This is a genomic window from Aeribacillus sp. FSL M8-0235, assembly GCF_038000355.1.
Classification (GTDB): Bacteria; Bacillota; Bacilli; order Bacillales; family Aeribacillaceae; genus Aeribacillus; species Aeribacillus composti.
Genome location: NZ_JBBOBW010000001.1, coordinates 2,558,458 through 2,585,433, shown reverse-complemented (window position 1 = coordinate 2,585,433; position 26,976 = coordinate 2,558,458). Strand labels below are relative to the sequence as shown.

The 26,976-nt window shown below is 38.3% G+C and carries 25 protein-coding genes, 1 pseudogene and 1 other annotated feature (1 of these 27 only partly in view); of the genes and pseudogenes, 20 read left to right on the top strand and 6 right to left on the bottom strand.

Annotated elements, in window-relative coordinates:
• Window positions 1–58 (top strand) — a binding site (T-box leader) (it extends 116 nt beyond the left edge of the window).
• 69 nt (window positions 59–127) lie between these two features.
• From glyQ to NSQ71_RS12500, 10 genes are all read left to right on the top strand, one after another.
• Window positions 128–1,018, top strand: coding sequence for a glycine--tRNA ligase subunit alpha (glyQ, locus tag NSQ71_RS12545; RefSeq protein ID WP_063388048.1), 891 nt, complete (start codon window positions 128–130; stop codon window positions 1,016–1,018).
• Complete coding sequence (gene glyS / locus NSQ71_RS12540; protein WP_144596771.1) at window positions 1,011–3,074, top strand: glycine--tRNA ligase subunit beta; 2,064 nt, start codon at window positions 1,011–1,013, stop codon at window positions 3,072–3,074. The genes glyQ and glyS overlap by 8 nt, the downstream gene beginning before the upstream one ends.
• 125 nt (window positions 3,075–3,199) lie before the next feature.
• Window positions 3,200–3,838, top strand: coding sequence for a helix-turn-helix transcriptional regulator (locus tag NSQ71_RS12535; protein WP_094246231.1), 639 nt, complete (start codon window positions 3,200–3,202; stop codon window positions 3,836–3,838).
• 15 nt (window positions 3,839–3,853) lie between these two features.
• Window positions 3,854–4,663 (top strand): pyruvate, water dikinase regulatory protein, encoded by an 810-nt coding sequence (locus NSQ71_RS12530; protein WP_063388051.1) that lies wholly within the window; start codon window positions 3,854–3,856, stop codon window positions 4,661–4,663.
• A gap of 260 nt (window positions 4,664–4,923) precedes the next feature.
• Window positions 4,924–5,412 (top strand): YaiI/YqxD family protein, encoded by a 489-nt coding sequence (locus tag NSQ71_RS12525; RefSeq protein ID WP_066247551.1) that lies wholly within the window; start codon window positions 4,924–4,926, stop codon window positions 5,410–5,412.
• A 24-nt stretch (window positions 5,413–5,436) separates the two neighbouring features.
• Window positions 5,437–7,233 carry a DNA primase gene (dnaG, locus tag NSQ71_RS12520; protein WP_063388053.1) on the top strand — a complete coding sequence of 599 codons (1,797 nt, stop codon included), beginning with the start codon at window positions 5,437–5,439 and terminating at the stop codon, window positions 7,231–7,233.
• Between the two features lie 32 nt (window positions 7,234–7,265).
• Window positions 7,266–8,393: an RNA polymerase sigma factor RpoD gene (rpoD, locus tag NSQ71_RS12515; protein WP_063388054.1), complete on the top strand. Its 1,128-nt coding sequence runs from the start codon at window positions 7,266–7,268 to the stop codon at window positions 8,391–8,393.
• Between the two features lie 315 nt (window positions 8,394–8,708).
• The gene (gene cccA, locus NSQ71_RS12510) at window positions 8,709–9,074 is read left to right on the top strand and encodes a cytochrome c550 (protein WP_063388055.1); all 366 of its coding nucleotides are present in this window, start codon (window positions 8,709–8,711) and stop codon (window positions 9,072–9,074) included.
• Between the two features lie 89 nt (window positions 9,075–9,163).
• The gene (locus NSQ71_RS12505; RefSeq protein ID WP_094246228.1) at window positions 9,164–9,874 is read left to right on the top strand and encodes a tRNA (adenine(22)-N(1))-methyltransferase; all 711 of its coding nucleotides are present in this window, start codon (window positions 9,164–9,166) and stop codon (window positions 9,872–9,874) included.
• The gene (locus tag NSQ71_RS12500) at window positions 9,875–10,996 is read left to right on the top strand and encodes a Nif3-like dinuclear metal center hexameric protein (RefSeq protein WP_340733995.1); all 1,122 of its coding nucleotides are present in this window, start codon (window positions 9,875–9,877) and stop codon (window positions 10,994–10,996) included.
• Between the two features lie 62 nt (window positions 10,997–11,058).
• Here NSQ71_RS12500 and NSQ71_RS12495 read toward each other — a convergent pair whose 3' ends face one another.
• Window positions 11,059–12,006, bottom strand: a complete 948-nt coding sequence (locus tag NSQ71_RS12495; protein WP_130156326.1) for a 4-hydroxy-3-methylbut-2-enyl diphosphate reductase — start codon at window positions 12,004–12,006, stop codon at window positions 11,059–11,061.
• Window positions 12,007–12,110: 104 nt separating this feature from the next.
• Window positions 12,111–12,482: pseudogene (vrrA, locus tag NSQ71_RS12490) on the bottom strand (VrrA/YqfQ family protein); the annotation flags it as partial.
• Window positions 12,483–12,749: 267 nt separating this feature from the next.
• On the opposite strand from vrrA, the gene NSQ71_RS12485 reads away from it, so the two are divergent.
• Both NSQ71_RS12485 and NSQ71_RS12480 read left to right on the top strand, forming a co-directional pair.
• The gene (locus NSQ71_RS12485; protein ID WP_340733994.1) at window positions 12,750–14,051 is read left to right on the top strand and encodes a DEAD/DEAH box helicase; all 1,302 of its coding nucleotides are present in this window, start codon (window positions 12,750–12,752) and stop codon (window positions 14,049–14,051) included.
• 23 nt (window positions 14,052–14,074) lie between these two features.
• Complete coding sequence (locus NSQ71_RS12480) at window positions 14,075–14,968, top strand: deoxyribonuclease IV (RefSeq protein ID WP_066247561.1); 894 nt, start codon at window positions 14,075–14,077, stop codon at window positions 14,966–14,968.
• Between the two features lie 38 nt (window positions 14,969–15,006).
• Here NSQ71_RS12480 and NSQ71_RS12475 read toward each other — a convergent pair whose 3' ends face one another.
• The gene (locus NSQ71_RS12475) at window positions 15,007–15,273 is read right to left on the bottom strand and encodes a DUF2624 domain-containing protein (protein ID WP_063388062.1); all 267 of its coding nucleotides are present in this window, start codon (window positions 15,271–15,273) and stop codon (window positions 15,007–15,009) included.
• A 146-nt stretch (window positions 15,274–15,419) separates the two neighbouring features.
• On the opposite strand from NSQ71_RS12475, the gene NSQ71_RS12470 reads away from it, so the two are divergent.
• From NSQ71_RS12470 to NSQ71_RS12450, 5 genes are all read left to right on the top strand, one after another.
• The gene (locus NSQ71_RS12470; protein WP_144596777.1) at window positions 15,420–16,301 is read left to right on the top strand and encodes a YitT family protein; all 882 of its coding nucleotides are present in this window, start codon (window positions 15,420–15,422) and stop codon (window positions 16,299–16,301) included.
• Between the two features lie 114 nt (window positions 16,302–16,415).
• Entirely contained in the window at window positions 16,416–17,174 is a 759-nt protein-coding gene (locus NSQ71_RS12465) for a metal ABC transporter ATP-binding protein (RefSeq protein WP_066247563.1), read from the top strand.
• Between the two features lie 15 nt (window positions 17,175–17,189).
• Complete coding sequence (locus NSQ71_RS12460) at window positions 17,190–18,029, top strand: metal ABC transporter permease (protein WP_063388065.1); 840 nt, start codon at window positions 17,190–17,192, stop codon at window positions 18,027–18,029.
• On the top strand, window positions 18,026–18,448 hold the full coding sequence (locus NSQ71_RS12455) for a Fur family transcriptional regulator (RefSeq protein ID WP_063388066.1): 423 nt from the start codon (window positions 18,026–18,028) through the stop codon (window positions 18,446–18,448). The genes NSQ71_RS12460 and NSQ71_RS12455 overlap by 4 nt, the downstream gene beginning before the upstream one ends.
• A 241-nt stretch (window positions 18,449–18,689) precedes the next feature.
• On the top strand, window positions 18,690–19,076 hold the full coding sequence (locus NSQ71_RS12450) for a hypothetical protein (protein WP_063388067.1): 387 nt from the start codon (window positions 18,690–18,692) through the stop codon (window positions 19,074–19,076).
• Window positions 19,077–19,111: 35 nt separating this feature from the next.
• Here the strand turns inward: NSQ71_RS12450 and ispG are convergent, their stop codons facing one another.
• Entirely contained in the window at window positions 19,112–20,218 is a 1,107-nt protein-coding gene (gene ispG, locus NSQ71_RS12445) for a flavodoxin-dependent (E)-4-hydroxy-3-methylbut-2-enyl-diphosphate synthase (RefSeq protein ID WP_094246222.1), read from the bottom strand.
• Window positions 20,219–20,313: 95 nt separating this feature from the next.
• Window positions 20,314–20,616: a hypothetical protein gene (locus NSQ71_RS12440; protein WP_063388069.1), complete on the bottom strand. Its 303-nt coding sequence runs from the start codon at window positions 20,614–20,616 to the stop codon at window positions 20,314–20,316.
• 494 nt (window positions 20,617–21,110) lie between these two features.
• On the opposite strand from NSQ71_RS12440, the gene NSQ71_RS12435 reads away from it, so the two are divergent.
• A complete protein-coding gene (locus NSQ71_RS12435; protein WP_340733993.1) occupies window positions 21,111–22,325 on the top strand; it encodes an MFS transporter in 1,215 nt (404 codons plus the stop codon).
• A gap of 77 nt (window positions 22,326–22,402) precedes the next feature.
• On the top strand, window positions 22,403–24,100 hold the full coding sequence (locus NSQ71_RS12430) for a methyl-accepting chemotaxis protein (protein ID WP_327848019.1): 1,698 nt from the start codon (window positions 22,403–22,405) through the stop codon (window positions 24,098–24,100).
• 51 nt (window positions 24,101–24,151) lie between these two features.
• Here the strand turns inward: NSQ71_RS12430 and NSQ71_RS12425 are convergent, their stop codons facing one another.
• A complete protein-coding gene (locus tag NSQ71_RS12425) occupies window positions 24,152–24,934 on the bottom strand; it encodes a DUF1189 domain-containing protein (protein WP_066247566.1) in 783 nt (260 codons plus the stop codon).
• Between the two features lie 362 nt (window positions 24,935–25,296).
• On the opposite strand from NSQ71_RS12425, the gene NSQ71_RS12420 reads away from it, so the two are divergent.
• Window positions 25,297–26,928: a Na/Pi cotransporter family protein gene (locus NSQ71_RS12420; RefSeq protein WP_327848018.1), complete on the top strand. Its 1,632-nt coding sequence runs from the start codon at window positions 25,297–25,299 to the stop codon at window positions 26,926–26,928.
• Window positions 26,929–26,976: the final 48 nt, after the last annotated feature.

The window sequence follows — 26,976 nt, the reverse complement described above, 5'->3', positions numbered from 1 at the left end:
AGAGGCTGAAACGTTTTTCAGCAAATAGGGTGGAACCGCGGGTCATCCCGTCCCTATGCAACTTTGTTGCATTAGGGACGGTTTTTATTTTGTTCGAACATAACTTAATTGTGGAGGTGCATGATGAATGAACATTCAAGAAATGATTTTGACGCTGCAAAAGCATTGGGCCGATCATGGATGTATTTTGATGCAGGCATATGATGTAGAAAAAGGTGCCGGAACCATGAGCCCATACACATTTCTTCGCTCCATCGGGCCAGAACCGTGGAATGTTGCTTACGTGGAGCCGTCAAGAAGACCTGCTGACGGAAGGTATGGGGAAAATCCGAACCGCCTTTATCAACACCATCAATTCCAAGTCATTATGAAGCCGTCTCCGAAAAACATACAAGAAATTTATTTAGATTCATTAAAGGCTCTTGGAATTGATCCGCTTGAACATGACATCCGCTTTGTGGAAGATAACTGGGAAAATCCTTCTCTCGGCTGCGCAGGGCTTGGCTGGGAAGTTTGGCTTGACGGAATGGAAATTACTCAATTCACGTATTTTCAGCAGGTCGGAGGACTGGAATGCAAACCGATTTCTGTTGAAATAACTTATGGAATTGAGCGTTTGGCGTCTTATATTCAAGAAAAAGAAAATGTATTTGACCTTGAATGGACAAACGGATTTACATATCGGGACATTTTTTATCAGCCTGAATATGAGCATTCCAAGTATACGTTCGAAACATCCGATACAAACATGCTATTTGAACTGTTTAATACGTATGAAAAAGAAGCGCACAGACAGATGGAATTAGGTCTCGTTCATCCAGCGTACGACTACGTTTTAAAATGCTCGCACACATTTAATTTGCTTGACGCAAAAGGAGCTATTTCTGTTACAGAACGAACCGGATATATTGGCAGAGTGAGAAAGCTGGCAAGAAAAGTTGCCAAAACGTTTTATGAAGAACGGGAAAAACTCGGTTTTCCAATGCTGAAAAACAAGGGGGCCGAAAATCATGAATAAACGGGATTTACTTATCGAAATCGGGCTTGAAGAAATGCCTGCCGGCGTCATCCTGTCTTCGATTGATCAGCTGGCTGACAAAGTAGGAGCTTGGCTGGATGAACATCGCATTTCTTACGCCAAAATAAAAAAATATTCAACTCCTAGACGTCTTGCCGTCCTTGTAGAGGATGTAAATGAAAAACAGGAAGATTTGCTTGGCGAAGCAAAAGGACCGGCAAAAAAGATTGCGGTTGATGAGAATGGAAATTGGACAAAAGCAGCGTTAGGCTTTGCACGGAGCCAAGGAGCTTCCACAAACGACATATCCTTTAAAGAAGTAAATGGTGTTGAGTACGCTTTTGTTCAAACATTTCAAAAAGGGAAAGAAACGAAAGAACTGCTCCCAGGGTTAGAAGAGATTATTCAAACCATCCATTTTCCGAAAAATATGCGTTGGGGAAATTGGAATCTTCGCTATATCCGTCCGATCCAATGGTTAGTTGTCTTATTTGGACAAGACATCATTCCGTTTTCCATTACCGATGTTCCGACAGGAAATGTTACGTATGGCCATCGCTTTTTAGGGACGAAAGCGGAAATTTCCACTCCACGCGATTATGAAAATACTTTGTTGAACCAGTTTGTTGTCGCCGATTATGAAAAACGAAAACAAATGATCATTCAACAGCTGGAGGAACTGGAAAGAAAGGAAAACTGGATCATCCCTGTTGATGAAGATTTGCTCGAGGAAGTTACAAACTTGGTGGAATATCCGACCGCCCTGTACGGTTCATTCGAAGACCAGTTTTTAACATTGCCTGAAGAAGTGTTAGTGACGACGATGAAGGAGCATCAGCGATATTTTCCTGTCAAAAATAAAGATGGAAAGCTGCTTCCGTTTTTTGTTACCGTAAAAAACGGGAATGATCAAAACATTGAAACGATTGCCAAGGGGAATGAAAAGGTCCTTCGGGCAAGACTTTCCGATGCAAATTTCTTCTACGAAGAAGACAAAAAGCTTGCCATCGATACCGCACTGGAGAAGCTTGAAAAAATTGTTTTTCATGAAGAACTGGGCTCCATCGGTGACAAGGTTCGCCGAATTGTAAAATTATCAGAAAAGCTTAGCGAAAAGCTTGAATGCTCCAATGAGGAGAAAGCTTATATTAAACGGACTGCTTCCATTTGCAAATTTGACATTGTTACGCAAATGGTTTATGAATTTCCTGAGCTTCAAGGAATTATGGGAGAAAAATACGCTCTTTTAAAGGGTGAACAGGAAGAGGTTGCAAAAGGAATAAATGAGCATTATATGCCGCGGCATGCTTCCGACAAGACGCCTGAAACGTTGAGCGGAGCCATTGTAGGGCTTGCGGACAAGCTGGATACAATTGCAGGATTTTTTTCGATCGGTTTGATTCCAACTGGCTCACAAGATCCGTATGCATTAAGAAGACAAGCAAGCGGCATTGTTCAAATTCTTCGAGCCAAACAATGGCGGCTTGAATTGGAGGAATTGTTCGACCTTGCTATAAATGTATATGGTTTAGAAAATAAAGACAATTTGAGAAAAGAATTGCTGTCGTTCTTCCAAATGAGAGTCAAATTTGCGCTTCATGAAGAAAATGTCCGCCATGATATAATTGAATCGGTATTACAATCCAATTACCATGAAGTTAATGCATATTTTGAGCGGGCTGCCGTTCTGTCAGAAGAAAGCCAAAAGGGTGACTTTAAAGAAGTAATTGAATCGCTGTCTCGTGTTGTCAACATCTCGTCTAAGGGCCAAGAGGGCAATATTAAAGAAGAGCTGTTCGAGAAGGAAGAAGAAAAAACATTGTATCAAGCGTATTTACGGCTTGAAGAAAATTTTGTAAAATTGCAAAAAGAGGGTAATTTTAAAGAAGCATTTTTGGAAATGAAAGCTTTAAAGCCGGTGATTGATCGTTATTTTGATAATATTATGGTAATGGCAGAGGATGAATCGGTTAAACAAAACAGGCTGTCCCAAATGGTACAATTAACAAAGATAATCACATCTTTTGCCAAAGTGAATGAAATTATCGTAAAATAAATGCAAATGGACGATTATCCCGAGGATAATCGTCTTTCCTTTCGCCGTAATGAGCAATAGAAAACCTTTTCAAAATATTGAAATCATATATAATATTTTTATAATGCAGCCTCTTTTTCAAGGTGGTGAGGACAATAGAGCTTAATAAACGGCAAGAACAAATATTGCAAATCGTTAAGGAGCATGGGCCAATTACAGGTGAGCATATTGCAGATCGTTTAAACTTGACAAGAGCTACGCTAAGACCTGATTTAGCAATTTTAACAATGGCTGGATACCTTGACGCAAGGCCGCGAGTCGGCTATTTTTATACAGGGAAATCAGGCGCCAATTTGCTTGCAGAGAAATTAAAAAAGCTCCAAGTAAAAGATTTTCAGTCGATCCCAGTCGTTGTCAACGATAATGTTTCTGTTTATGATGCAATTTGTACAATGTTTTTGGAAGATGTCGGGACATTATTTGTGGTAGATAATCAATCGTTGCTAGTGGGAGTGCTGTCGAGAAAAGATCTCCTCCGGGCAAGCATCGGCAAACAGGAATTAACCCAAATCCCCGTCAATATTATTATGACTAGAATGCCAAATATAACCGTATGCAAAAAGGAAGATCTTATTATTGATGTAGCAAGGATTTTAATTGAAAAGCAAATCGATGCACTGCCCGTTGTAAAAGAAGTGGACGGCGGTTTTGAAGTGATAGGAAGAATTACGAAAACAAACATTACAAAAATATTGGTAAGATTAGTTGATGACGATATTATGTAAGAATGGGGGATCCGAATGAATAATCGTACGATCTATATTGTTTCAGACTCAGTCGGGGAAACGGCAGATCTCGTTGTAAAAGCAGCTATCAGTCAATTTAACGGCTCTCAATATGAAACGAATGTGAAAAGGGTGCCTTATGTGGAGGATGCAAATACAATCAAAGAAGTTGTCGCATTGGCGAAAATGGATAATGCGATCATTTGCTTCACAATCGTTGTCCCCGAACTTAGGAATCTTCTTATTCAAGAAGCGGAAAAAGAAGGTGTGATCTACCACGATATCATTGGTCCTTTAATTGATAAAATGGAAACGTCATATGGAATAAAAGCGAAGTATGAGCCCGGAAGAGTTCGGAAGCTTGATGAAGACTATTTCAAAAAAGTAGAAGCAATTGAGTTTGCTGTTAAATATGATGACGGCCGCGATCCGAGAGGAATTTTGAAAGCCGATATTGTTTTGATCGGTGTATCGCGGACTTCCAAAACGCCTTTGTCGCAATATTTGGCGCTAAAACGATTAAAAGTAGCTAATGTTCCTATTGTTCCAGAAGTAGAACCCCCTGAAGAACTTTTTAAAGTTTCCAAAGAGAAATGCGTCGGTCTAAAAATCAGTCCGGAAAAGCTGAATTATATTCGAAAGGAAAGATTAAAGCAGCTCGGGCTTAATGATCAGGCTATATATGCTAATATAGACAGAATTAAAGAAGAATTAGCTTATTTTGAAAAAATTGTTCAAAAAATCGGCTGTCCAGTTATAGATGTATCGAACAAAGCAGTTGAAGAAACAGCCAATCATATCCAAAATTTATTCTTAAAAAAATAACATGTGATAAAACCTGCTTATTCCGATCTTAAGAATATAGTAGGTTTTTTTCATGGCGAAAGATAAAATGATGGAATAACGCAGTGTATTGTATTATAATAAAAAATTGTGATAAAATTATGCTTTTTAGGTTTAGACTAAAAAAAATACGAATAAACTATTTACAGGAAGATGTCAAGGGGGTTGGAGAAAGAAAATTCGACAAATCACTTTTTGTAAAAAGTTTAAATTGCAGGCAGGATTCTTTGAGGTGATGAAGAATAGAGAAATATGATGGGAAAAATATCACTATTTTTGTCGATGCTGATGCATGCCCCGTCAAAGAAGAAATTGCATCAGTCGCAAAAAAATATAAAGTCCCGGTTTGTTTCATTGCATCATATGCTCATGTAGGTAAAAAGGATGACGGGAATAGCTGGGTATTTGTCGATCAAGAAAAGGAATCTGTCGACTTATACATTTTTAACAACTCAAAAAAACATGACATCATCATTACACAAGATATCGGACTAGCCGGTATGCTGCTTAAAAAATGCACACATGTTCTCTCTCCAAGAGGAATGCTGTTTACAGAAGATACAATCGACTCTGTTCTCCATCTCCGGTATATTTCGGCAAGGGAAAGAAGAAACGGCAATTATATCAAAGGGCCAAAAAAATTCCAAGATAAAGATCGTCATCATTTTATCACAGCATTTGAAAAAATATTGTCGAATTATGCAGGAAATTTTAAAATTCATATTGAATAAATTTTAAGGCACGGAGTTGTTCATATGGGGAAAATGCTTCCCGAGGAATTTATAGAAAAAGTACAACATGCTGTAGATATAGTAGATGTTGTGAGTGAATATGTTCAATTAAAGAAGCAGGGTCGAAACTTTTTTGGACTATGTCCTTTTCACGGCGAAAATACACCTTCATTTTCTGTTTCACCTGAAAAACAAATTTTCCACTGCTTTGGCTGCGGTTCTGGCGGAAATGTTTTTACCTTTCTCATGCAAATTGAAGGATGCAGCTTTACAGAAGCTGTACAAATGACAGCAAAAAAAGCTGGTTTGGACATTCCAGGGGGCTCGGCGCTTTCTCAAGAATCGACATACCCAAACAACAGCGAAGCAGAGAAAATGATAAAAGTGCATGAACTGCTGAAAAAAATGTACCATCATTTATTACTAAATACAAAAGAAGGGCAAAACGCGTTAAATTATTTGCTTCATCGGGGTTTTACGAAAGAATTAATCGATCAATTTGAGATTGGCTACGCTTTAGATTCTTGGGACTTTTCTTTAAAATATTTGCTGAAAAAAGGTTTTGAACTTCCGTTATTAGAAAAAACAGGATTAATTATCCGAAGCGAATCTAACGGTTCTTTTTTTGATCGGTTTCGCAATCGGATCATGTTTCCGGTTAAAGATGCACAAGGCCGTACAGTCGCTTTTTCCGGAAGGTCGCTAGGAAACAAACAGCCAAAATATTTAAACAGCCCTGAGACAAAAATATTTAACAAAGGACGGATTCTTTATAATTTCCACCAAGCAAGACCTTTCATTAGACGAAAACAGGAAGCGGTGTTGTTTGAAGGGTTTGCGGATGTTATATCGTCCGTTCATGCAGGAATCGAGCATAGTGTAGCAACAATGGGAACAGCGCTGACGGAAGAACAGGTCAAGCTCTTAGCCAGAAGCGGAGGAACAGTTGTCATTTGCTACGATTCCGATTCCGCTGGAATTGAAGCTGCCTTCAGAGCTTCTAAATTGCTTGTTGAAGCAGGATGTAATGTAAGGATTGCTAAAATGCCTGAAGGGTTAGACCCTGATGACTACATTCGGACATACGGAAAGGAAAAATTCAAAAACGATGTAATAGGGGCAAGTCTCTCATTAATGGCATTTAAGATGGAATATTTTCGAAAGGGGAAAAATCTCCAGGATGAAGGGGACCGAGCGAGATACATTCAAGAAGTGCTTAACGAATTAAGCAGCCTTCCGAGCGGGATCGAACAAGAGCTGTATATCACGCAGCTTTCTGAAGAATTTTCCGTATTAAAAGAAACGTTAATGGCAGAGCTTCGGAATATAAATAAGCGGAAAAGAAGAAGACCAGAAAAAACGAGCCTCAAGACTGATGCATTACAACGGAATGCACTGATGCCTGCTTATCAAAAGGCAGAACGCCTTCTAATTGCTCATATGTTGAAAAGCAGGGAAGTGGCAGAAAAGGTTCTTCATGCGATTGGTGGAAATTTTAACGTGGAGGAGCATCGGGCTATTTCATCCTATTTATACGCTTATTATGAGGAAGGGAACGATCCGGACATAAGCCACTTTTTGACGAAGCTCAAAGATCCTTCATTAAGCCGAATTGTATCGGAAATTGCCATGATGACAATTGGCGAACAATTGACTGAGCAAGAGCTTCAAGACTATGTAAAACATATCTTGAACCATCAAAAAATGCTCATCCTAAAGGAAAAGGAAGCTGAGAAGAAAGAGGCTGAAAAACGAAAAGATTATGTAAAAGCTGCCGAAATTGCAATGGAAGTAATTCAGCTGAAAAAAGGATTAATGTGAAAGCTTGTATAACTCTGGAAGGAGGGGATCCAATGGCTGAAAAACAAGCCCATTCAAAAGATTTAGAAGCTGATGGAACTGTTGAGGAAGTGAAAAATCAGCTTATTCAATTAGGAAAGAAACGCGGAGTTTTAACATATGAAGAAATTGCTGAGAAAATGGCAAATTTCGATATTGATTCAGATCAAATGGATGAGTTTTATGAATACGTTAATGAGCAAGGAATCGAATTAATTAGCGAAAACGAAGATGTTGATTCCAATTTGCCGGATTTAGACAAAGAAGATGAAGAAGAATTTGATCTAAATGATCTTAGTGTACCGCCGGGTGTGAAAATAAATGATCCGGTTCGAATGTATTTAAAAGAAATCGGCCGGGTTGATCTCTTATCGGCTGATGAAGAAATCGAACTTGCCAAGCGTATTGAACAAGGGGACGAAGAAGCGAAAAGAAGGCTTGCAGAAGCCAACCTGCGCCTAGTCGTCAGCATTGCAAAACGCTACGTCGGCCGCGGAATGCTCTTCCTCGATCTCATACAGGAAGGCAACATGGGGCTGATGAAAGCTGTTGAAAAATTTGATTATCGAAAAGGATACAAATTCAGCACATATGCAACATGGTGGATTCGCCAGGCAATTACACGGGCAATTGCAGATCAGGCGAGAACGATCCGCATCCCTGTCCATATGGTTGAGACAATCAATAAGTTAATTCGAGTCCAACGCCAATTGCTTCAAGATTTGGGTCGTGAACCGACACCAGAAGAGATCGCTGAAGATATGGATTTGACTCCAGAAAAAGTTAGAGAAATCTTAAAAATTGCCCAAGAACCTGTATCATTAGAAACACCGATTGGCGAAGAAGACGATTCGCACTTAGGTGATTTTATTGAAGACCAAGAGGCTACTTCTCCATCAGAGCATGCTGCATATGAATTATTAAAGGAGCAGCTTGAAGATGTTCTCGATACCCTTACAGACAGGGAAGAAAACGTTCTGCGCCTTCGTTTTGGACTGGACGATGGAAGAACTCGGACTCTGGAAGAAGTAGGAAAAGTTTTCGGTGTCACTCGAGAACGCATTCGGCAAATTGAAGCGAAGGCTCTGCGAAAATTGCGCCATCCAAGCCGAAGCAAGCGGCTGAAAGACTTTTTGGAATAAAAATGTTTTTTTCTTTCCTTGGGCAGACTTATTCGTCTGCCTTCCCTTCAATATATGTAAACGCTAACAACAATAACTATTTGTACTATATTTTACTGAATCTTCTTTCATTTTGCAAATGACATTTGTTAAAAAACATAAGATCTTTTTAAATTGTTTTTTTGTCTAATTCGTGAACATCACAAGGAACTTATATAGAAAGACTTTTCCTTCAAAGAAAATTCAAGTACAATAGAGATTGTTTAGGTTAGTTTCAGCTCGTCCATGTTGAGCGAAAAAAGCAAATGTACGGTTATACATAAGGGAGGTTACAAAATGAATCGTAATCCGCTTATTCCATTTGCATTAATCATTGTGTTTGGAATTGGACTAATGGTTGCATTTTCTTTCATCGGACTGGATAATATGAAAGAGATGGCTGAAGAAAAAGAGGGGGGCGGACAAAAAACGGAAGACGTCGCTAATGCAAAGCCGGAGGATATATTCAAGCAAAGCTGTGCAAGCTGCCACGGTCAAAACTTTGAAGGCGGAGCAGGTCCTTCATTAAAAGGTGTTGGCGACAAATTGTCTGTTGATGAAATTAAAGAAACAATTAAAAACGGCCGCGGTGCGATGCCTGGCGGGCTAGTACCTGAAGAAAAGCTTGATGAAATGGCCGAATGGGTTTCTAAAATTAAATAATAAAAAACATATTGGTTGAAAAGTCTTCCTTTTGGGGGACTTTTTTCGTATTTTCATGTTTACCAAATTGGAATAAAGGGTGAAATAAATTGAACAGTGTCCAACTTTCAAAAAGACTGTCGGCTGTGGCAGAATTTGTTCCGAATAATCAGGTGACAGCAGATATTGGATCAGATCATGCATATTTGCCATGTTATTTAGTGCTTGCCAAAAAAACAGTGAAAGCGATTGCCGGTGAAATCAATGAAGGCCCTTTTCAAGCGGCAAAAAAGCAAGTGGAAAAAAACGGGCTCCAGCATGTAATTTCCGTTCGGAAAGGGGACGGATTGTCCGTATTACAAAAGGATGAGGCAACATGCATCACGATAGCTGGCATGGGCGGCTCGCTTATTAAAACGATTTTGGAGGAAGGAAAAGAGAAGCTCGGGAAGGTTGAACGGCTTGTACTTCAGCCGAATATTCATGCAATTGAAGTTCGAAAATGGCTGATTGACAATGGTTGGGAGCTCGAAGGAGAAACAATTCTAGAAGAGAGCGGAAAAATATATGAGGTGCTGTCCGCAAAGCGTGGAAATGCAATGAAGCCGTACGAAGCTTTGCCATTTGAAGCAGCTTTGTTAATGGGTCCATTTTTGTTAAAAGAAAAGAACAACGTTTTTTTAAAAAAATGGAAACACGAGCTTTCTCATCGGAAGGACATTCTACGGCAGCTGGAGCAATCCAACGGAAATGAACAGCTTATGCAAAAAAAAGAAGAAATAAAAAAGGTGATCGAGATCATTGAGGAGGTCATAAAATAAATGAAGAAAATCGCTAACGGCCAACATATTATTCAATTATTTGAACGGTTTTCTCCAAAGCATTATGCATTGGAAGGAGACAAGATCGGGCTGCAAATCGGCACATTAAACAAGCCTGTCCGAAAAATTATGGTCGCTCTGGATGTTTTGGAGGAAGTCGTTGATGAAGCAATCAATCAAAAGGTTGATTTGATTATCGCTCATCATCCTCCCATTTTTCATCCTTTAAAGCATATTAGAACAGATGATCCGGCAGGGCGTATTATAGAAAAATGCATCAAGCATGAAATTGCCGTTTATGCAGCCCATACAAATTTGGATGTGGCTCCAGGCGGAGTGAATGATCTTTTGGTCGACCGCTTACAACTGGTGAATCAAAAAATACTTGTCCCAACTTATCAAGACCCATTAAAAAAGCTTGCTGTATTTGTACCAAAAGACTATGAGGGGGACGTTCGGGAGGCGCTTGGCAAAGCGGGTGCTGGATTTATCGGCAACTACAGTTATTGCACTTTTTCCTCGGCAGGAACAGGAACATTTTTACCTTTGGAAAATGCAAATCCCTTTATCGGAGATACTGGAAAGCTTGAAATGGTTGAAGAAGTCAAAATTGAAACGATCTTCCCGCAGTCAATCCAAAAGAAAGTCATTCAAGCGATGTTGAAGGCGCATCCTTATGAAGAAGTTGCTTATGACATCTATCCATTAGAAAACGAAGGGAAACAGCTAGGATTAGGGAAAATTGGAGAGCTTGAAAAAGAAATGACATTGAAGGAATTTGCAGAGCATGTTAAGAAAGCTTTAGAAGTGGAAAAAGTAAGAGTAGTAGGGGATTTACAGGCAACTATAAAAAAAGTAGCCGTTTTAGGCGGAGACGGAAATAAATACATTTATCAGGCAAAAATGAGAGGCGCAGATGTTTATGTAACTGGTGATGTATATTACCACACAGCTCACGATGCTATGATGCTCGGCTTACATGTAGTTGATCCAGGTCACAACATTGAAAAGGTGATGAAAGAGGGAGTGGCGGAAAAACTAACAAAGCTGTGTGCTGAAGAAAATCTGGAAGTAGAAATTATTCCTTCCCGCGTCCATACAGATCCGTTCAAGTTTCTATAATTAAAAGGGGGATCAGTCCTTTTTAGTGGACCGATCCCCTTTAATCATTAAAAAGGTTTTGTCTATGATTTTTTGACTTTTACCTTTGGCAATATTTTTTCAAGAGGGACATTTGAAGTTAAATCCCATGTTTCTGGATTTTCTGGATCATAATTCTCCAAAAATCGAATGACCTCTTTGACAATCGGCGTTGGGGTTGATGCACCGGCTGTAACGGCAACTTTTTTAACGTCTTTAAGCCATTCCAGTTTGATTTCACTTACATTCGCCACGCGATAAGCTTTCGTGCCCGCAATCTCTTCAGATACTTGCGCAAGCCGGTTTGAATTGTTGCTGCGCGGATCGCCGACGACAATGGTTAAATCAGCTTCTTTTGCCTGTTCGGCCACAGCTTCCTGGCGAACTTGTGTTGCGAGGCAAATTTCTTTATGAAACTCGACATGCGGATATTTTTCCTTCACTTTTTCCATTATATCAGCTACGTCCCATTGGCTCATTGTTGTTTGGTTCGTAACAATGATTTTGTCGTTGGAAATATCGAGCTCTTCAACATCGTTGACAGTCTCGACTAAATGAACGATATCCGGCGCTACACCTACTGCTCCTTCCGGTTCCGGATGCCCTTTTTTTCCAATATAAATGACGTCATACCCTTCTTCTTTTTTTTGCTTAATAAGTTCATGAGTTTTTGTGACGTCAGGGCATGTAGCATCGATCGTGACAAGCCCTTTTTCCTTCGCTATTTTGCGCACTTCTGGCGAAACGCCGTGAGCAGTGAAAATAACGGTTCCTTTATCGACTTTTTTCAAAATCTCAAGTCGATTTTTTCCGTCTAACGTAATAATCCCTTCTTTTTCAAAGGCATCTGTTACATGTTTATTATGAACGATCATTCCTAAAATATAGATCGGTCTAGGCAGTGATTTATCCATTGCTGCATTTTTGGCTATCACCATTGCATCAACAACACCATAGCAGTATCCTCGAGGGGAAATTTTAATAACCTCCATGTTTTTTCCTCCTGATATTTAGTAAAGGAAAATAAAAAAGCCGTCAAGCGGCTTGACTATCTAACATCATTATACCTAACATGGAGGAAGAAAACAAAACACAATTAAATATATAGCTTAGGTTTTGATTCGCCCGACGTATTTTCATCTGAAGGGCTGTCATCGGCTGTCTGTTCCTTCAATCTTTTAGATGACGAATTTTCTTTTATATCATCTTCTTCGCTACTGTCTGTATCAGCATTTTTTAATTCTCTATAAATTTTGAACATTGCCGGGAGATTGCGGATCAGAGGACCGTATTGCTGAACCATCGGTGTGACTTGCTGAGCGACACCGAGAACTTTTTGGACATTCGTCAACATGTTTGAAAGATTGGCAGGGTTTGCTAAACTTTGAACAGCGCCGCTTGACGGTATACTTCCTGCATGCATTGTGCTCGATGGAAGAAAACGTGAAAAAAGCGATTGTAATCCTCCCCTAGGCGGAACAGGCCATTGCTGAACAGGGGGCTGCCCCCAAAAAGGATGGTAGCCTCCACCAAAAAAAGGGCGGATCAATGGCTGCTGCCGGAAGGGAGGAAAAGCTCGATAAGGATGCATAAACTTTTCCCCTTTCTTTTGCTGTTTTACCTACATTAAACTATGCGGCGTTTTAGGAAAATGTTTTATTAAAATTGGAGTTTTTCCATTATATTGTTTATAATCAAAAAATGGGTTGATTGATTATGAAGGAGTTGTTTTGCAATGGCAGCTGACTTTAAAGATTTTCCATTTCAAGATTTTATTATAGATGCCGTTCAGTCGTTAGGTTTTAAAGAACCGACTGAAATTCAAGCACAAATGATCCCAATCATATTAAGAGGAGCAAGTGCCATCGGCCAATCACAAACAGGTACAGGCAAAACACATGCTTATTTGCTACCGTTAATCAACAGCATTTGCGGAGAGGAAAAGCGTGTTCAAGTTGTTGTTTTAGCACCTACGAGAGAGCTTGCGACTCAAATTTACGAAGAAGCGTTAAAAATCATAAAATTTGCCCCGCCAGAAAAAGAATTACATGCAAAACTTTTTATTGGCGGTACAGATAAAATGCGGGCGATCGAAAAGCTAAAAACTCAGCCCCATCTTGTGATCGGAACACCTGGCAGAATTCTTGATCTTGTCAAGGAAGGGGCGCTAGATTTATATTCGACAAAAAGCATAGTTGTGGATGAAGCCGATTTAATGCTAGATTTAGGCTTTATTTATGAGGTCGACCAAATAGCTAGTCGAATGAAAAAAGAACTGCAAATGCTTGTGTTTTCTGCCACCATTCCTGAAAAATTAAAGCCTTTTTTAAAAAAATATATGGAAAATCCTGAGTATGTTCATGTATCTCCAAAACAAGTACATGCCAAAAACATCACGCATGTCCTTGTTCCGCTGAGGCATCGAAACAAAATAGATCTTTTATACAATATGGTAGTTTCCTTAAACCCTTATTTAGCGTTAATTTTTGTGAATACAAAAGCGAATGCCCAAGATGTGGCATACGGTCTTGCCGAAAAGGGATTAAAGGTTGGGCAAATCCACGGCGGTCTTACCCCGCGTGAACGGAAAAAAGAAATGCGTCAAATAAAGGATCTTGCCTATCAAGTTGTAGTAGCAACTGATTTAGCTGCAAGAGGAATTGATATTGAAGGTGTTTCCCATGTAATCAATGCCGAGCTGCCGACTGATTTAGATTTTTATATTCACCGAACCGGAAGAACGGCTCGGGCTGGCTTTTCAGGATTTGCCTATACAATCTATGAAGACGATGATGAACAAATGCTGCAAAAGCTTGAAAAAATGGGGATAATCTTTGAAAATCGAGATATTGAAAACGGAATATGGAAAGCGCTCGATGACCGAAATCGCAGACAAAAAAGAAAAAAACAACCAATGGAAACAAACGCGATTATCGGAATCATCAAAAAGCCAAAATCGGTAAAACCAGGATACAAAAAAAAGATGAAAGAACAAATTGAAAAGCTAAAGAAAAAGCAAGCAAGAAAAAATAAATAAAAGGTTGTAAGGAGAGGAAAAACATGTTAAAAATTGGCTCGCATGTATCGATGAGCGGCAAGAAAATGTTGCTTGCGGCAAGTGAAGAGGCAGTTTCATACGGCGCTAATACGTTTATGATTTATACAGGAGCCCCGCAAAACACGAGAAGAAAAAAAATTGAAGATTTAAATATCGAAGCAGGTTTGGCGCATATGAAAGAGCATGGCATCGAAGAAATTGTCGTTCACGCACCATATATTATTAACATTGGCAATACAACAAATTTAGCGACCTTCCAGCTTGGCGTTGATTTTTTAAAATCGGAAATTGAGCGCACGGAAGCAATCGGTGCAAAACAAATCGTGCTCCATCCGGGAGCTCACGTTGGAGCCGGTGCAGAAGCCGGAATTAAAAAAATTATTGAAGGTTTAAATGAAGTGCTGGAGAGGGGGCAAAAAGTGCAAATCGCCCTTGAAACGATGGCCGGCAAAGGTTCAGAATGCGGAAGAACGTTTGAGGAGCTTGCGATGATCATTGATGGTGTTACCTACAATGAACATTTGTCCGTTTGTTTCGACACTTGCCATACTCATGATGCCGGTTATGATATTGTCAATGATTTTGATGGGGTTTTAAATCAATTTGATAAAATCATCGGTATCGACCGTTTGAAAGTTGTTCATATAAACGACAGCAAAAATCCGCGCGGGGCCCAAAAAGACCGTCATGAAAATATCGGATTCGGCCACATAGGATTTAAAGCAATCAATTATATCGTCCACCATCCGCAATTAAAAGACTTGCCAAAAATTTTAGAAACTCCGTATGTCGGTGACGACAAAAAAAATAAAAAGCCGCCTTATAAATTTGAAATTGACATGCTGAAGAATAAGACGTTTGATGAAAATGTTTTGGAAAAAATAGCGAATCAATAAAAAAGAACAAGCTCCCTTTTTTAGGGAACTTGCCTTTTTTATTTCCAATTGCCATTGAAGAATTGCAAAAATAATTGATTTGCTTTTTTGGCTGTTTCCGGCGAAGTGATTTTGGCAATTTGTTTTAACAAAGCAATTCTTTCTTCTTCATGAAACACGTTGATTTTTTTTCCCTGTACGAGTTGAAGCAGCTGTTTTGCTTCGTTAATCGAAATGGATATATCATATTGCTTTGCATATGACACAAGTTCTTCAGGTTTTAAACTGTTAATTTTTTGTTGAATAATTTTTTCAAATAAAATCAAAGATCTCGCCTCCCCTCTTATTCGTATGAACAGAGGGGAAGATAGTTGCCTTTTTTTAAAAAAAATGGGTGGAGAAAATGACATAAATATCGTCTCAGCAAAATTTTTATAATACAATATGATTAAAAAAAAACTAGGAGGACGAGATGAGTAAAAAACATCATAAAAAAGAAAGCTTAAGACACATCATTTATCGATTGTTAATGATTGTGATCGGAGCTGTTCTGGCAGCCGTAAGCATCGAGCTGTTTTTAGTCCCAAATCATATGATTGATGGCGGTATCATCGGCATTTCGCTTATTTTAGACCACATATTTTCGAATCATATTAAAATCATTAATTTCGCAACATTAGTTATTGTGTTAAACCTTCCTTTTATGTATTCCGGTTATAAGCAGATTGGGAAGACATTTATGTTTTCGTCCATATTTGGCATCATTTGTTTGGCCATTGCGGAAAGGCTGGCCCATGATTTTGAGGTCTTTACTACAGAGCCTTTGCTAGCCACTGTATTTGGTGGTTTTTTGCTCGGTGCAGGAGTGGGACTTGTCATCCGACACGGAGGATCTCTGGACGGGACAGAAATTTTAGGAATTCTTTTAACGAAAAAAATTCCCTTTTCCGTTGGTGAAATCGTGATGTTTTTGAATATTTTCATTTTTGGAAGCGCAGCGTTTGTCTTCGGGATTGAGCAAGCCATGTATTCCATCTTTACATATTATATTGCCTTTAAAACAATTGATGCGGTTGTTCAAGGTCTTGATGAAACAAAGGCCGCCATCATTATATCTGATCATTACGATGAAGTGTCTGATGCCATATTGTCACGCTTAGGACGCGGAACGACAAAATTAAAGGGAAAAGGCGGATACACGGATACGGAAAAAGACGTCATTTATGCAGTTGTTACAAGGCTTGAAGTGGCAAAATTAAAATCGATTGTACATGAGATTGACCCGAACGCGTTTATTACCATTATGAATACACAAGAAACGAAGGGCGGAAAATTTAAATCTGCCATCCATTAATTAACACATTGAAATAGAGGGAGAACACATTTTTCTTTACAAATGTGCTCTTCTCCTGTATACTTTAATGATAAAAATAAATCGTAATGATTCCTAATAAAATAGGTGAGAAGCATGGGGGAAAAAATAGTAGAAGTAAAAAACCTTTTTTTTCAATATGAGAGAAAATATGTGCTCGAAAATATCAATATTTCCATTGAAAAAGGAGCATTTTTAGGTTTAGTTGGGCCGAACGGCTCCGGAAAATCGACATTATTGAAATGTCTGCTAGGGCTTTTAAAGCCTCAGAAAGGGACGATTCATTTATTTGGTGAAGATATTCATCAATTTAACGATTGGCATAAAATTGGCTACGTTTCTCAAAAGGCAAACAGCTTTAACTCTTCGTTCCCGGCTACTGTTTTTGAAGTAGTAGCGAGCGGCTTGACTCCCAAACTCGGTTTGTTTAAAAAAATGAAAAAAGCTGATCGGGAAAAGGTAATGGAAGCGATCCGGGCAGTTGGAATGGAAAAGGCAGTTCACCAAAATATCGGTGAGCTTTCAGGAGGACAGCAGCAAAGGGTATTTATTGCTCGCGCACTTGTCAGTGAACCTAAATTATTGATTTTAGATGAACCAACTGTAGGTGTAGATAGTCAGACAGTCAATCATTTTTATCAGCTTTTGCATCATTTGAATAAAGAATTGGAAATCACATTAATACTTGTTACCCATGATATTGGAGCTATTACAGATAAAGTTACGCATGTTGCTTGCTTGAACAAACAACTTTATTTCCATGGAAATAAAGACGAATTTGAACGCCTGAAAGAAACGGAATTGACCTCATTGTACGGGCATCCAGTTCAGTTAATAACACATGATCATGAGTAGATGGAGGAAATGAAGATGTTTAGCAGTATTTTACAATTTGAGTTTTTGCAAAATGCATTTCTTTCAGGTATTTTAATCGGTTTTATCGCACCTCTTTTAGGTGTTTTTGTGGTGGTCAGACGATTATCACTAATTGCAGATGCACTGAGTCATGTGACCTTGGCTGGAATTGCGGGCGGTCTTTTTTTATCTTCAAAAATATCCTTCTTTTCTTCATTGAATCCAATTTATGTAGGAATGGGTTTTTCTGTTTTAGGCTCACTTGTGATTGAAAAGCTGCGAGCTTTTTATAAATTTTATGCGGAATTGGCCATTCCGATAATTATGTCGGCTGGGATCGGTTTTAGCGTTGTATTTATCTCTTTGGCAGACGGGTTTAATACAGATCTTTTTAATTACTTATTTGGAAGTGTTAGTGCGGTTTCTAGGACGGATTTATATATTATTACTGGTGTTGCAGCATTGGTTATTTTATTGATCGTATTGTTTTATAAGGAATTGTTTTTACTGTCGTTTGATGAAGAATATGCATCTGCATTAGGGCTGCCGGCAAAAGGCTTGCATCTTTTGTTTATTTTAACAGTTGCCCTAGTGATAAGCGTTTCCATGAGAGTTGTTGGAATTTTGTTGGTTTCCTCGCTTATGACCCTTCCTGTTGCTGCAAGTATTAGAATAGCAACCGGTTTTAAAAAGACAATTTTTCTTTCCGTTATAATAGGAGAAGCTTCCGTTTTAATCGGTTTAGTATTATCTTATTATTTAGATATTGCTCCGGGAGGAACAATTGTCATTTTAGAGGTATTGGCTTTGATTTTTTCCATTATTTTGTCAAAAGCTAGGAGGGGCAAAATATGAATGTCGAACAAGCTTTACAATATTTAAAAGAAAAGGGATATAAATATACATCCAAAAGGAAAGAAATGCTTCAACTAATTGCCGATTCTGATAAATATTTGACAGCTAAAGATGTTTTGGAAAAAATGAATAAGCGCTATCCCGGTTTAAGTTTTGATACGATTTACCGGAATTTATCATTGTTTGCAGAGTTGGGTATATTGGAAACGACAGAGCTTTCAGGTGAAAAGCACTTTCGCTTTCATTGTGACTTAGGACATCATCACCACCATTTTATTTGCATGGAATGCGGAAAAACGAAAGAGATCGAATCATGCCCAATGAATACGATAGAGGAGTATTTGGACGGATATAAAATTAATGGACATAAATTTGAAATTTATGGGTTATGCCCGAATTGCCATGAACAAACCTTGTGAAATTTGATCACAAGGTTTGTTTTTTTATGGGAATTCATGATAAGAAGGGATGAACTCGAGTTTTGTCATTTCTTAAAAAAAGAATAAAATTTCACAAATAGTAAAAAAATAAAGGATCAACATATTGCTTCCCGTCCTCTGATCCAACATTAGATCCTATTTGAAAACATTTCCATAATAATGGGAATTGATTTGCTTATACTATAAATGCTCCTATCTTTTGAAAGCGAGGGATATGGCAATGGCAAACAAAAATTTCCCACATGCCGGCAAATCAACTGAAATAAATGCCATTCAGGAAAACCGAAATTTTGAAAACCGGAATAATGAAAACCGAGATTATCTAGAAGAAACCGCAGCAGAAGCTGGAGCAGTTGAATCTAGAAATACAAATGAAACATATAATTATAATAATGACGCCGATGAAGCTGGCGGCCGCAATTTAGGATGGCTGGCGCTGGCACTATCGATTATTTCTTTATTTGTTTTGCCCGTTTTATTAGGAGCATCGGGTATCATTATAGGGTTTATCGCCCGTCGGCGCGGTGCGGAAAATCTGGGAGCATGGGCGATCGGAATAGGTATCGTTTCCTTGCTGCTTGGAATTTTCGTATTGCCGTTTTTTTAACAAAAACAAAAAGCTTGGGGCATCTGCTCCAAGCTTTAAACTTTTTCCTTTTCTTGTTTTTTGAAATATTCTTCAGCGATTAAATCCACTTCTTTTTTTAATTCTTCGACCATTGTTTCTTCCGGAACTTTCCGAACAATTTTTCCTTTTCTAAAAAGCAATCCTTCGCCTCGTGCACCAGCAATTCCAATATCGGCTTCTCTCGCTTCGCCTGGACCGTTTACTGCGCATCCTAAAACAGCTACTTTGATTGGCGCACGAATTTTTGAAATATATTCTTCGACTTCATTCGCGATTTTAATGAGATCTATTTCAATTCTTCCGCATGTAGGGCATGAAATAAGTGTTGCTGCATTGGCAGCCAGGCCGAATGATTTCAGCAATTCCCGGGCAACCTTCACCTCTTCGACGGGATCAGCGCTTAATGATATACGCAAAGTATTGCCGATGCCTTTGCTTAAAATGGCTCCAAGGCCAGCAGCGCTTTTGATTGTCCCCGCAAACAAAGTGCCAGATTCGGTAATCCCTAAATGGAGAGGATAATCAAACGCCTTTGCAGCTTTTTCATATGCTTCGATTGAAAGCCGTACATCAGACGCTTTTAAAGAAACGATAATATCGTGAAAATCAAGATCCTCTAAAATTTTTATGTGATGCAATGCACTTTCAACCATTCCGTCAGCAGTAGGATAGCCGTACTTTTCTAAAATCCTTTTTTCAAGTGAACCGGCGTTTACTCCAATTCTGATTGGAATGTTTCTTTCTTTCGCAGCCTTCACAACGGCTTCTACTTTTTCCCTTCGCCCGATGTTCCCCGGGTTAATCCGTATTTTATCTGCTCCGCCTTCAATCGCTTTTAAAGCGAGTCGGTAATCGAAATGTATATCGACAACTAGAGGAATGTTAATGCGTTTTTTGATTTCTGGAATTGCATTTGCAGCCCGTTCATCAGGACAAGCAACACGAACGATTTGACAACCTGCTTCTTCCAGTCTGTGAATTTCTTTTACTGTGGCTTCAACATCATGCGTTTTCGTTGTGGTCATGCTTTGAATGACTACTTCATTATTTCCGCCAATTTGGATGTTGCCTACTTTGACTGGACGTGTTTTCGTACGATGTGTGATTTCGCCCACGTTTATCGCTCCTTAAATATAAATACGTTTGATGGAACATTTGCCATCCTATGATATTGTACCAATCATAGCCAAGCAATGACAAGAATTAAAAACTTTAACTAATTGTTATATAAGGGGAATTTGTATGTTTTTCCTGCTTGTATACTGTACACATCTTCATTTGAATTTAATTCCCCAAAATCTTTAATAATCTCTTCAATGCTTGCTGGAACAGGCTTATTGTGTATTTTTTCAACAATGGAAAGAACCGTATCTCCTTCCTTCACTTTTACCTCCATAAATTGTTCTTCAGCATGCTGTTCATTTTGTATGGAAGATACAGGTAATGTACCGTTTTTTAAATCATAATAAATAACAAAACTGAAAAAGATAACTAGTAAAGCGGAAAATAAACGTTTCATCTCTATGTTCCCCCGTTTTGTTCTTTATTAACATATATGTTTTTTTATGTACAAACATACCAATTATGTCTTTGCTGGCATACACAAGTGAAAAGTTAGCAAGTTCGGAGGACCTGGGGAGAAATCAACATCTCTTTTCTCGCTTGAGACAAGCTGCTGAAGCTGTTGCAAAGCGAGTTCGCTGCTTTTTTCGATCTTTCTTCCTTCTCAAATGGAAAATTTATACAGATTAAAGCTTTCAGGCAATGCGGGCTCAAATTTATGAATTCAGATCCTTTCCAGCTATTCTTTCCGAAAATATGTTCAAGCTGCAGCCAGTGCCTGAATTAATGCGAGAGGGAAGCTCAGTTAAACCTAAAGGGTAGAAGGGGCTGCTTTACGATCGAAGAGCATTTTGAAAACGTCCAAAATATTCTTCGGTTTAACGCATTCCCTGCTGTCAACAATGAATTCATGCATCAATTCGAAATTCGAGTAAACGAAGGGAGATAAATATGAGAGAGCATATCATCATTATGTTATTAGGGATGCTTCCGTTTATGATGGTGCTAGGAAATTCGATGCTGATCCCGATATTGCCGGAGTTTGGACAAGCGCTTGAAATTACAGCTGCACAGACGAGCTTTATTTTAAGCATATTTAATATACCTGCAGCGATCATCATCCCAATCGTAGGTTTCCTTTCCGACCGTTACGGCCGAAAAACATTTATTTTATGGTCGCTTTTATTGCTGATCATAGGGGGGGCTATCTGTTTTTTCAGCGGTTTTGTCAACAAATCTATTGCTTTTTGGACATTGTTAGCTGGACGTTTGGTGCAAGGGCTTGGCACAGGAGGAATATCGTCTCTAGCCATGTCATTAGCAGGAGACATGTTTACGGCCGAAAAACGGGATCGAGCTCTTGCCGTTTTAGAAGTGTTCAACGGAACTGCAAAAGTAGCCGCTCCCATTTTAGGAGCTTTGTTAGCCCTTGTAACATGGTATTTTCCATTCATTCTTTTCCCTATTATTGGAACTCTCTTGCTTTTTTTCATTCTTTTTTTTATAAAGACTTCTCCATCAGGCGAGGAAAAAATATCGCTTCACGAATATGTGCAAAGAATAGCTGATGTGTTAAAGGTGCAAAAAGTGCGATTGTTATCTCTTTACCTGTATGGCGGTACAAGTATGTTTTTGCCTTTTGGGCTGCTGTATTACTTAGCCTATTTAATTGAAGAGTTATATCATATCGATGGATTCTTTAAAGGATTTGTATACTCTTTTCCGTTAGGCGCATTATCTATATCGTCTTATTGGACAGGAAAGCGATTGGACTATGTAAAAAACCGTTTTCTTTTTTTATTGGTAGGGATGTTCATGACGTTTTTATCATTTTTCAGTTTTTTGATTTTTCAACAGTTTTCGCTATTTTTGTTTTTTATCACTATTTCATTTGGCGGCTTAGGTTTTGTGCTGCCGGTTATTAATTCGTTGATTATATCAAGTGTTGATGATGCAGAAAGAGGGATTGTAGTTAGCTTATACGGGATGGCGCGTTTTTTAGGGGTTGCGCTCGGACCGGTTGTTTTTAGCTTGTGGATTGGCAATGAACAGTTGTTGTTTAAGCTTTTATTTTTTATGTTGTCGCTCGTTCAATGTTTACTCCTATACGTATTTAAAAATGATTGGAAAATAGTATGTAGCAAAATGTGGAGGAATTTACAATAAAAATAAAAAAACTTTAAATTCCCTTAATAATCTTTTGTCATAATGCTGTTAAGCTTATAAAGGGGGAAATCATAATAGTGAAAAAGAAGAGAAAGAACATGTCGATAGGAGAGCGAATACCTCTATCTGTAAGATTGATTTTGTTTGCGCTCATACTTCTTATTAGTTCGATAACTGTTGTCGGTTATACTGCTTACCAAAAAGCAAGTGAAACAACTTTTAATTTGATAGAGGATCGATTAAAAAGGGAAGTATATATGACAGAGATTGCTGCCAGCAATCTTCTGTATGCTTATGTAAATAGCTCTGATGATTTTTTCGAAAGATTTGATAAAGAAGTCGTTCAAAGGCAATCCTCCCAGCTGATTCAGGACGGTTTAAATGCTGACTTTTTTTTCGTTCGAAATGAAAAGGCCACACCATTTTCGGTTAGCGTTAAAACAAAAACTCAAATCCCAGCTGCAATTGTAAAGGAAATAACGAAAAAAAATAGTGGAATTATTCATAAATCTTTCAATGGACAAGATTATACGTTGGCCTTTAAAGAAATGCAGGAATTGAAAGGAATTTTTTTGCTTGCCGTTCCGACAGAAAGTTTTATAAAGCCTGTGCATGAACTAGCTTACAATACAATCTGGATTGGAATAATCAGCGTCTTTTTTATGATGGGAATATTGTTTTTAGCTGTCAGAAGTATGACAAAACCGTTGACGATTTTGAGGGAAAAAATGAGAAAAATGCGTGAAGGAGATATTCAGCTTGATTTAAACATAAATACAAATCTTCCAGAAATCCTTTCGCTCATCAAAAGCTTTAAGCAATTGGCAGGCTATTTGGGGATGATGATTCAAAGGATTAATACCACAACAGAAAATTTGTTTTCGACAGGCCGGAAGCTTAAACATTCTTCTGATGACGTATTAACATTACATACGAATCTTGTTGAAGCGATTGAAATGGTGAAAAACGGTGCGCAGCAAACAGCTTCAAGCTCTGAAGAAAGCGCAAAAGTATTTCATTCCATGAAAAATACAGTTCAAACTGTGCTGGAGAGAATAGAGCGCCTTTTCTCAAGCGCACAAGGCATGAACCGATCAGCCAACACGGGAGAACAAAATATGAGACAGATGATCGAATCGTTAAATCGCTTTGAAAAAGAGTGCAAAACTATGTCTAAAACGATCCAAAGTGTTCGAGATCATTCGACGGCGATTGAAAAGGTTGTGGAAATGATATATGCAATATCTGAGAAAACAAAGCTATTGTCATTAAATGCAACAATTGAAGCAGCAAGAGCTGGAGAAGAAGGCAAAGGATTTGCTATCGTTGCTGAGGAAGTCCGAAAATTGGCTGAACAGTCATCCAAAGCGACGGAAGACATAGCACAGTCTGTAAAAATGATGGATGATATTTCTCAGAGCGCTTATCAGCAGTTTAAGCTAATTTTGGAGCTTGTGCAAAACCATTTAGAAGTTGCAGGTAAATCGCGGCTTTCATTTGATCAACTAGTAGATGAGATTGGAAAAGTGAATGAAATATTGTCTGAAACAAGACACAGCTTACATACTTTAGATGATTGGCTCCCTAAAATGGAGCAATCTGCTGAAAATTTTTTATCAGTCTCTCAAGAAACGTTCGCCAGTGCAGAGCAAATGCAATCTGTCGCAAAAGTACAGATGGAACAAATTCGCGAAACCCATGCTATTGGACTAACTTTAATGGAACTGTCCGAATCTCTAAAGTCCACTACAAACAAATTTCAGTTTAAATCATAGTGTTAATAACCCCCTTAAGGCAGAGTTGGAAATTCTGCCTTAAGGGGTTTTTTATGCAGCTTTTACTGGCTGTTTCGGGCTCGGGATTTCTTTTAATACAAGATATAAAACAGTTATATGTACAAACCAGTTTATATAAAGAGCAAAGGATATATCGATGAGAAAAAAGTTCATAATGGCAAAAAACACGGTTGCAAGCGTGACGCTGTAGGCTGAAATAGTCCAAAGCTGTTTAAAATTTAATCTTTTTCCCATCCTCTTTTTAAACAACAGCCCGACAATAGCTAAAAACGTAATTTCCACAAATTTAGAAGTGGCTGACATCGCAAATAGTGTGACAGATATCACGGGAATGATAATCGGAGCAACTTCAGACAGCTGTTTGATGGCAGCTGTCAAATCCTCTTTTGTTATCTCTGTTTCCTGAAAAAAGTTATACTCGAGCTGCTGCATTGTGCCATTGGAAACGAAAACAAATTCATTCGATAAGATGCCGATGACGTTTTCCTGCCATTTCAAGTCATCCCTTGTGAAAGTTCCTTTTGGGTCAAAAATAATTGTATATTGATCATGCTTTGCTTTCACAACCGCATTTTCCTCGGATTTTAAAGTTCCGTTATGAATGGTGAATTCAGGGATTTTTTCATTTATCGTTTGGTCAAGCCCGTTTATAGCATTTACAATAGCTAAGTTTAAATATATGCAATTGGGCAGGGCGGCAAGAAAGGCCAATAAAAATCCATAAAGAATAGGTTTGCCGATTTTTTGAAATCTAGTAAGAGCGATCGTTTTTGGAGAGTATATGCTTTTAAAAAGGAGGACAAATAAATTCATTGATCGAAACACTTCCTTTTATAACATTTCTATTTGATTGTACCAATGAAACAAAAATAATGAAAATAAGTTATATAGGCGATTCGGCAATAAGAATAACAATTGTGAACAAAATGTAAAATTTTTTTGTTAAATTTAAAATATAAAAGTAACATGTGTGGGAGGAACATGTTAAAAATTAATTTTGTTTGCGGGGCATATCGGCTTCATCCATTATTATAGATAGAAGCTGCAGGAGCCTGCACCGATTGCAAAATAAAAAAAGTGGATTTGAAGGAATTTGGTAATGGGAAATATAAACGTTTCTTTTTCAAAAATGATTCAACTGTTAATACATTTGGAAAAATAAGGAGGTGAAACGAGTGGATGTAGATGTTCAAAAAATATTATTTGAATTTCTTGGCGGGATTGGAATTTTTTTATTTGCGATTAAAAGTATGGGAGAAGGTATGCAAAAATTCTCCGGAGATAAATTACGAGATATTTTGGATAAGTTTACGACAAACCCTATTATGGGTATTTTTGCTGGGATGTTTGTGACAATGTTAATTCAATCAAGCAGCGGTACAACTGTTTTAACGGTTGGTCTCGTTTCTGCCGGCTTCATGAGCTTAAAGCAAGCAATAGGCGTGATCATGGGAGCAAATATCGGAACGACTGTTACGGCATTTATTATCGGATTCGATATCGAAGCTTATGCCTTGCCAATTTTATTTATAGGTTCTGTTCTTTTATTTTTTTCTAAAAACAAAAAAATAAACAGCATCGGGCAGGTGATCTTTGGATTTGGCGCTTTGTTTTTTGGGCTTGAATTGATGGGAGACGGCATGAAGCCGTTAAGATCATTAGAAATTTTTCATGACTTGACTGTCAGCATAAGTGCAAATCCGCTGCTTGGCGTTGTAATTGGAACCGTTTTTACAATCATCGTTCAAAGTTCAAGTGCGACGATTGGGATTTTGCAAATGATGTTTTCACAAGGGTTAATTGATCTCAACGCTGCGCTGCCTTTATTATTCGGTGATAATATCGGAACAACCATCACAGCAGTTTTGGCATCAATTGGAGCATCGATTGCTGCTAAACGGGCTGCTTTGACGCATGTAATGTTTAATTTAATCGGAACGGCAATTTTTCTAATTATTTTACCAATTTTCAAATATTTTATCGAATCATTGCAAGCCCATTTGTATTTAAATCCTGAAATGACCATTGCCTTTGCTCATGGAATATTTAATGTTGTCAATACGATCGTTCAAGCGCCGTTCATCGGTGCACTTGCACTGCTTGTCACAAAAGTTATACCTGGTGAAGATTTAGCGATAGAGTATAAAGCGAAGCATTTGGATCCAATTTTTATTGAACAGTCACCAACCATTGCTTTAGGGCAAGCGAAGGAAGAAGTGCTTCGGATGGGTCAATATGCATCATTAGGGCTAGAGGAAACGAGACAATTTTTGATGACAAATCAGCAGAAGCACGCACAAATGGCGATGCAGCTTGAAGAGGCGATCAATAATTTAGATAGGAAAATAACAGATTATCTCGTATTGATTTCTGGAAAAGATATGTCGCAAAATGATTCACGCCGACATTCCATTTTAATGGATACTGTTCGAGATATTGAACGAATCGGCGACCATTTTGAAAATATAGTGGAGCTTATTGATTATAAAAATAATAATAAAGTCACCATTACTGTGCAGGCATTGGAAGATTTATTGGAAATGTTTGAAATTACCTTGCAAAATGTGAAGGATGCGATCGACGCTTTAGATGATAACGATGTTGTATTAGCAAAAAAAGTATTGAAATCTGAAGAAAAAATCGATAGAATGGAACGCACTTTACGCAAAAAACATATTATCCGCATTAATGAAGGGATTTGTACCGGACAAGGCGGAATAGTATATGTAGATATTATCAGCAACTTAGAACGAATTGGCGACCACTCGGTGAATATTGCGGAAGCTGTTTTAGGATACCGTCAATAATCGTTTCAAGTGGATTAAATTGTTCATTGATTTCTAATTTCTAGGAGG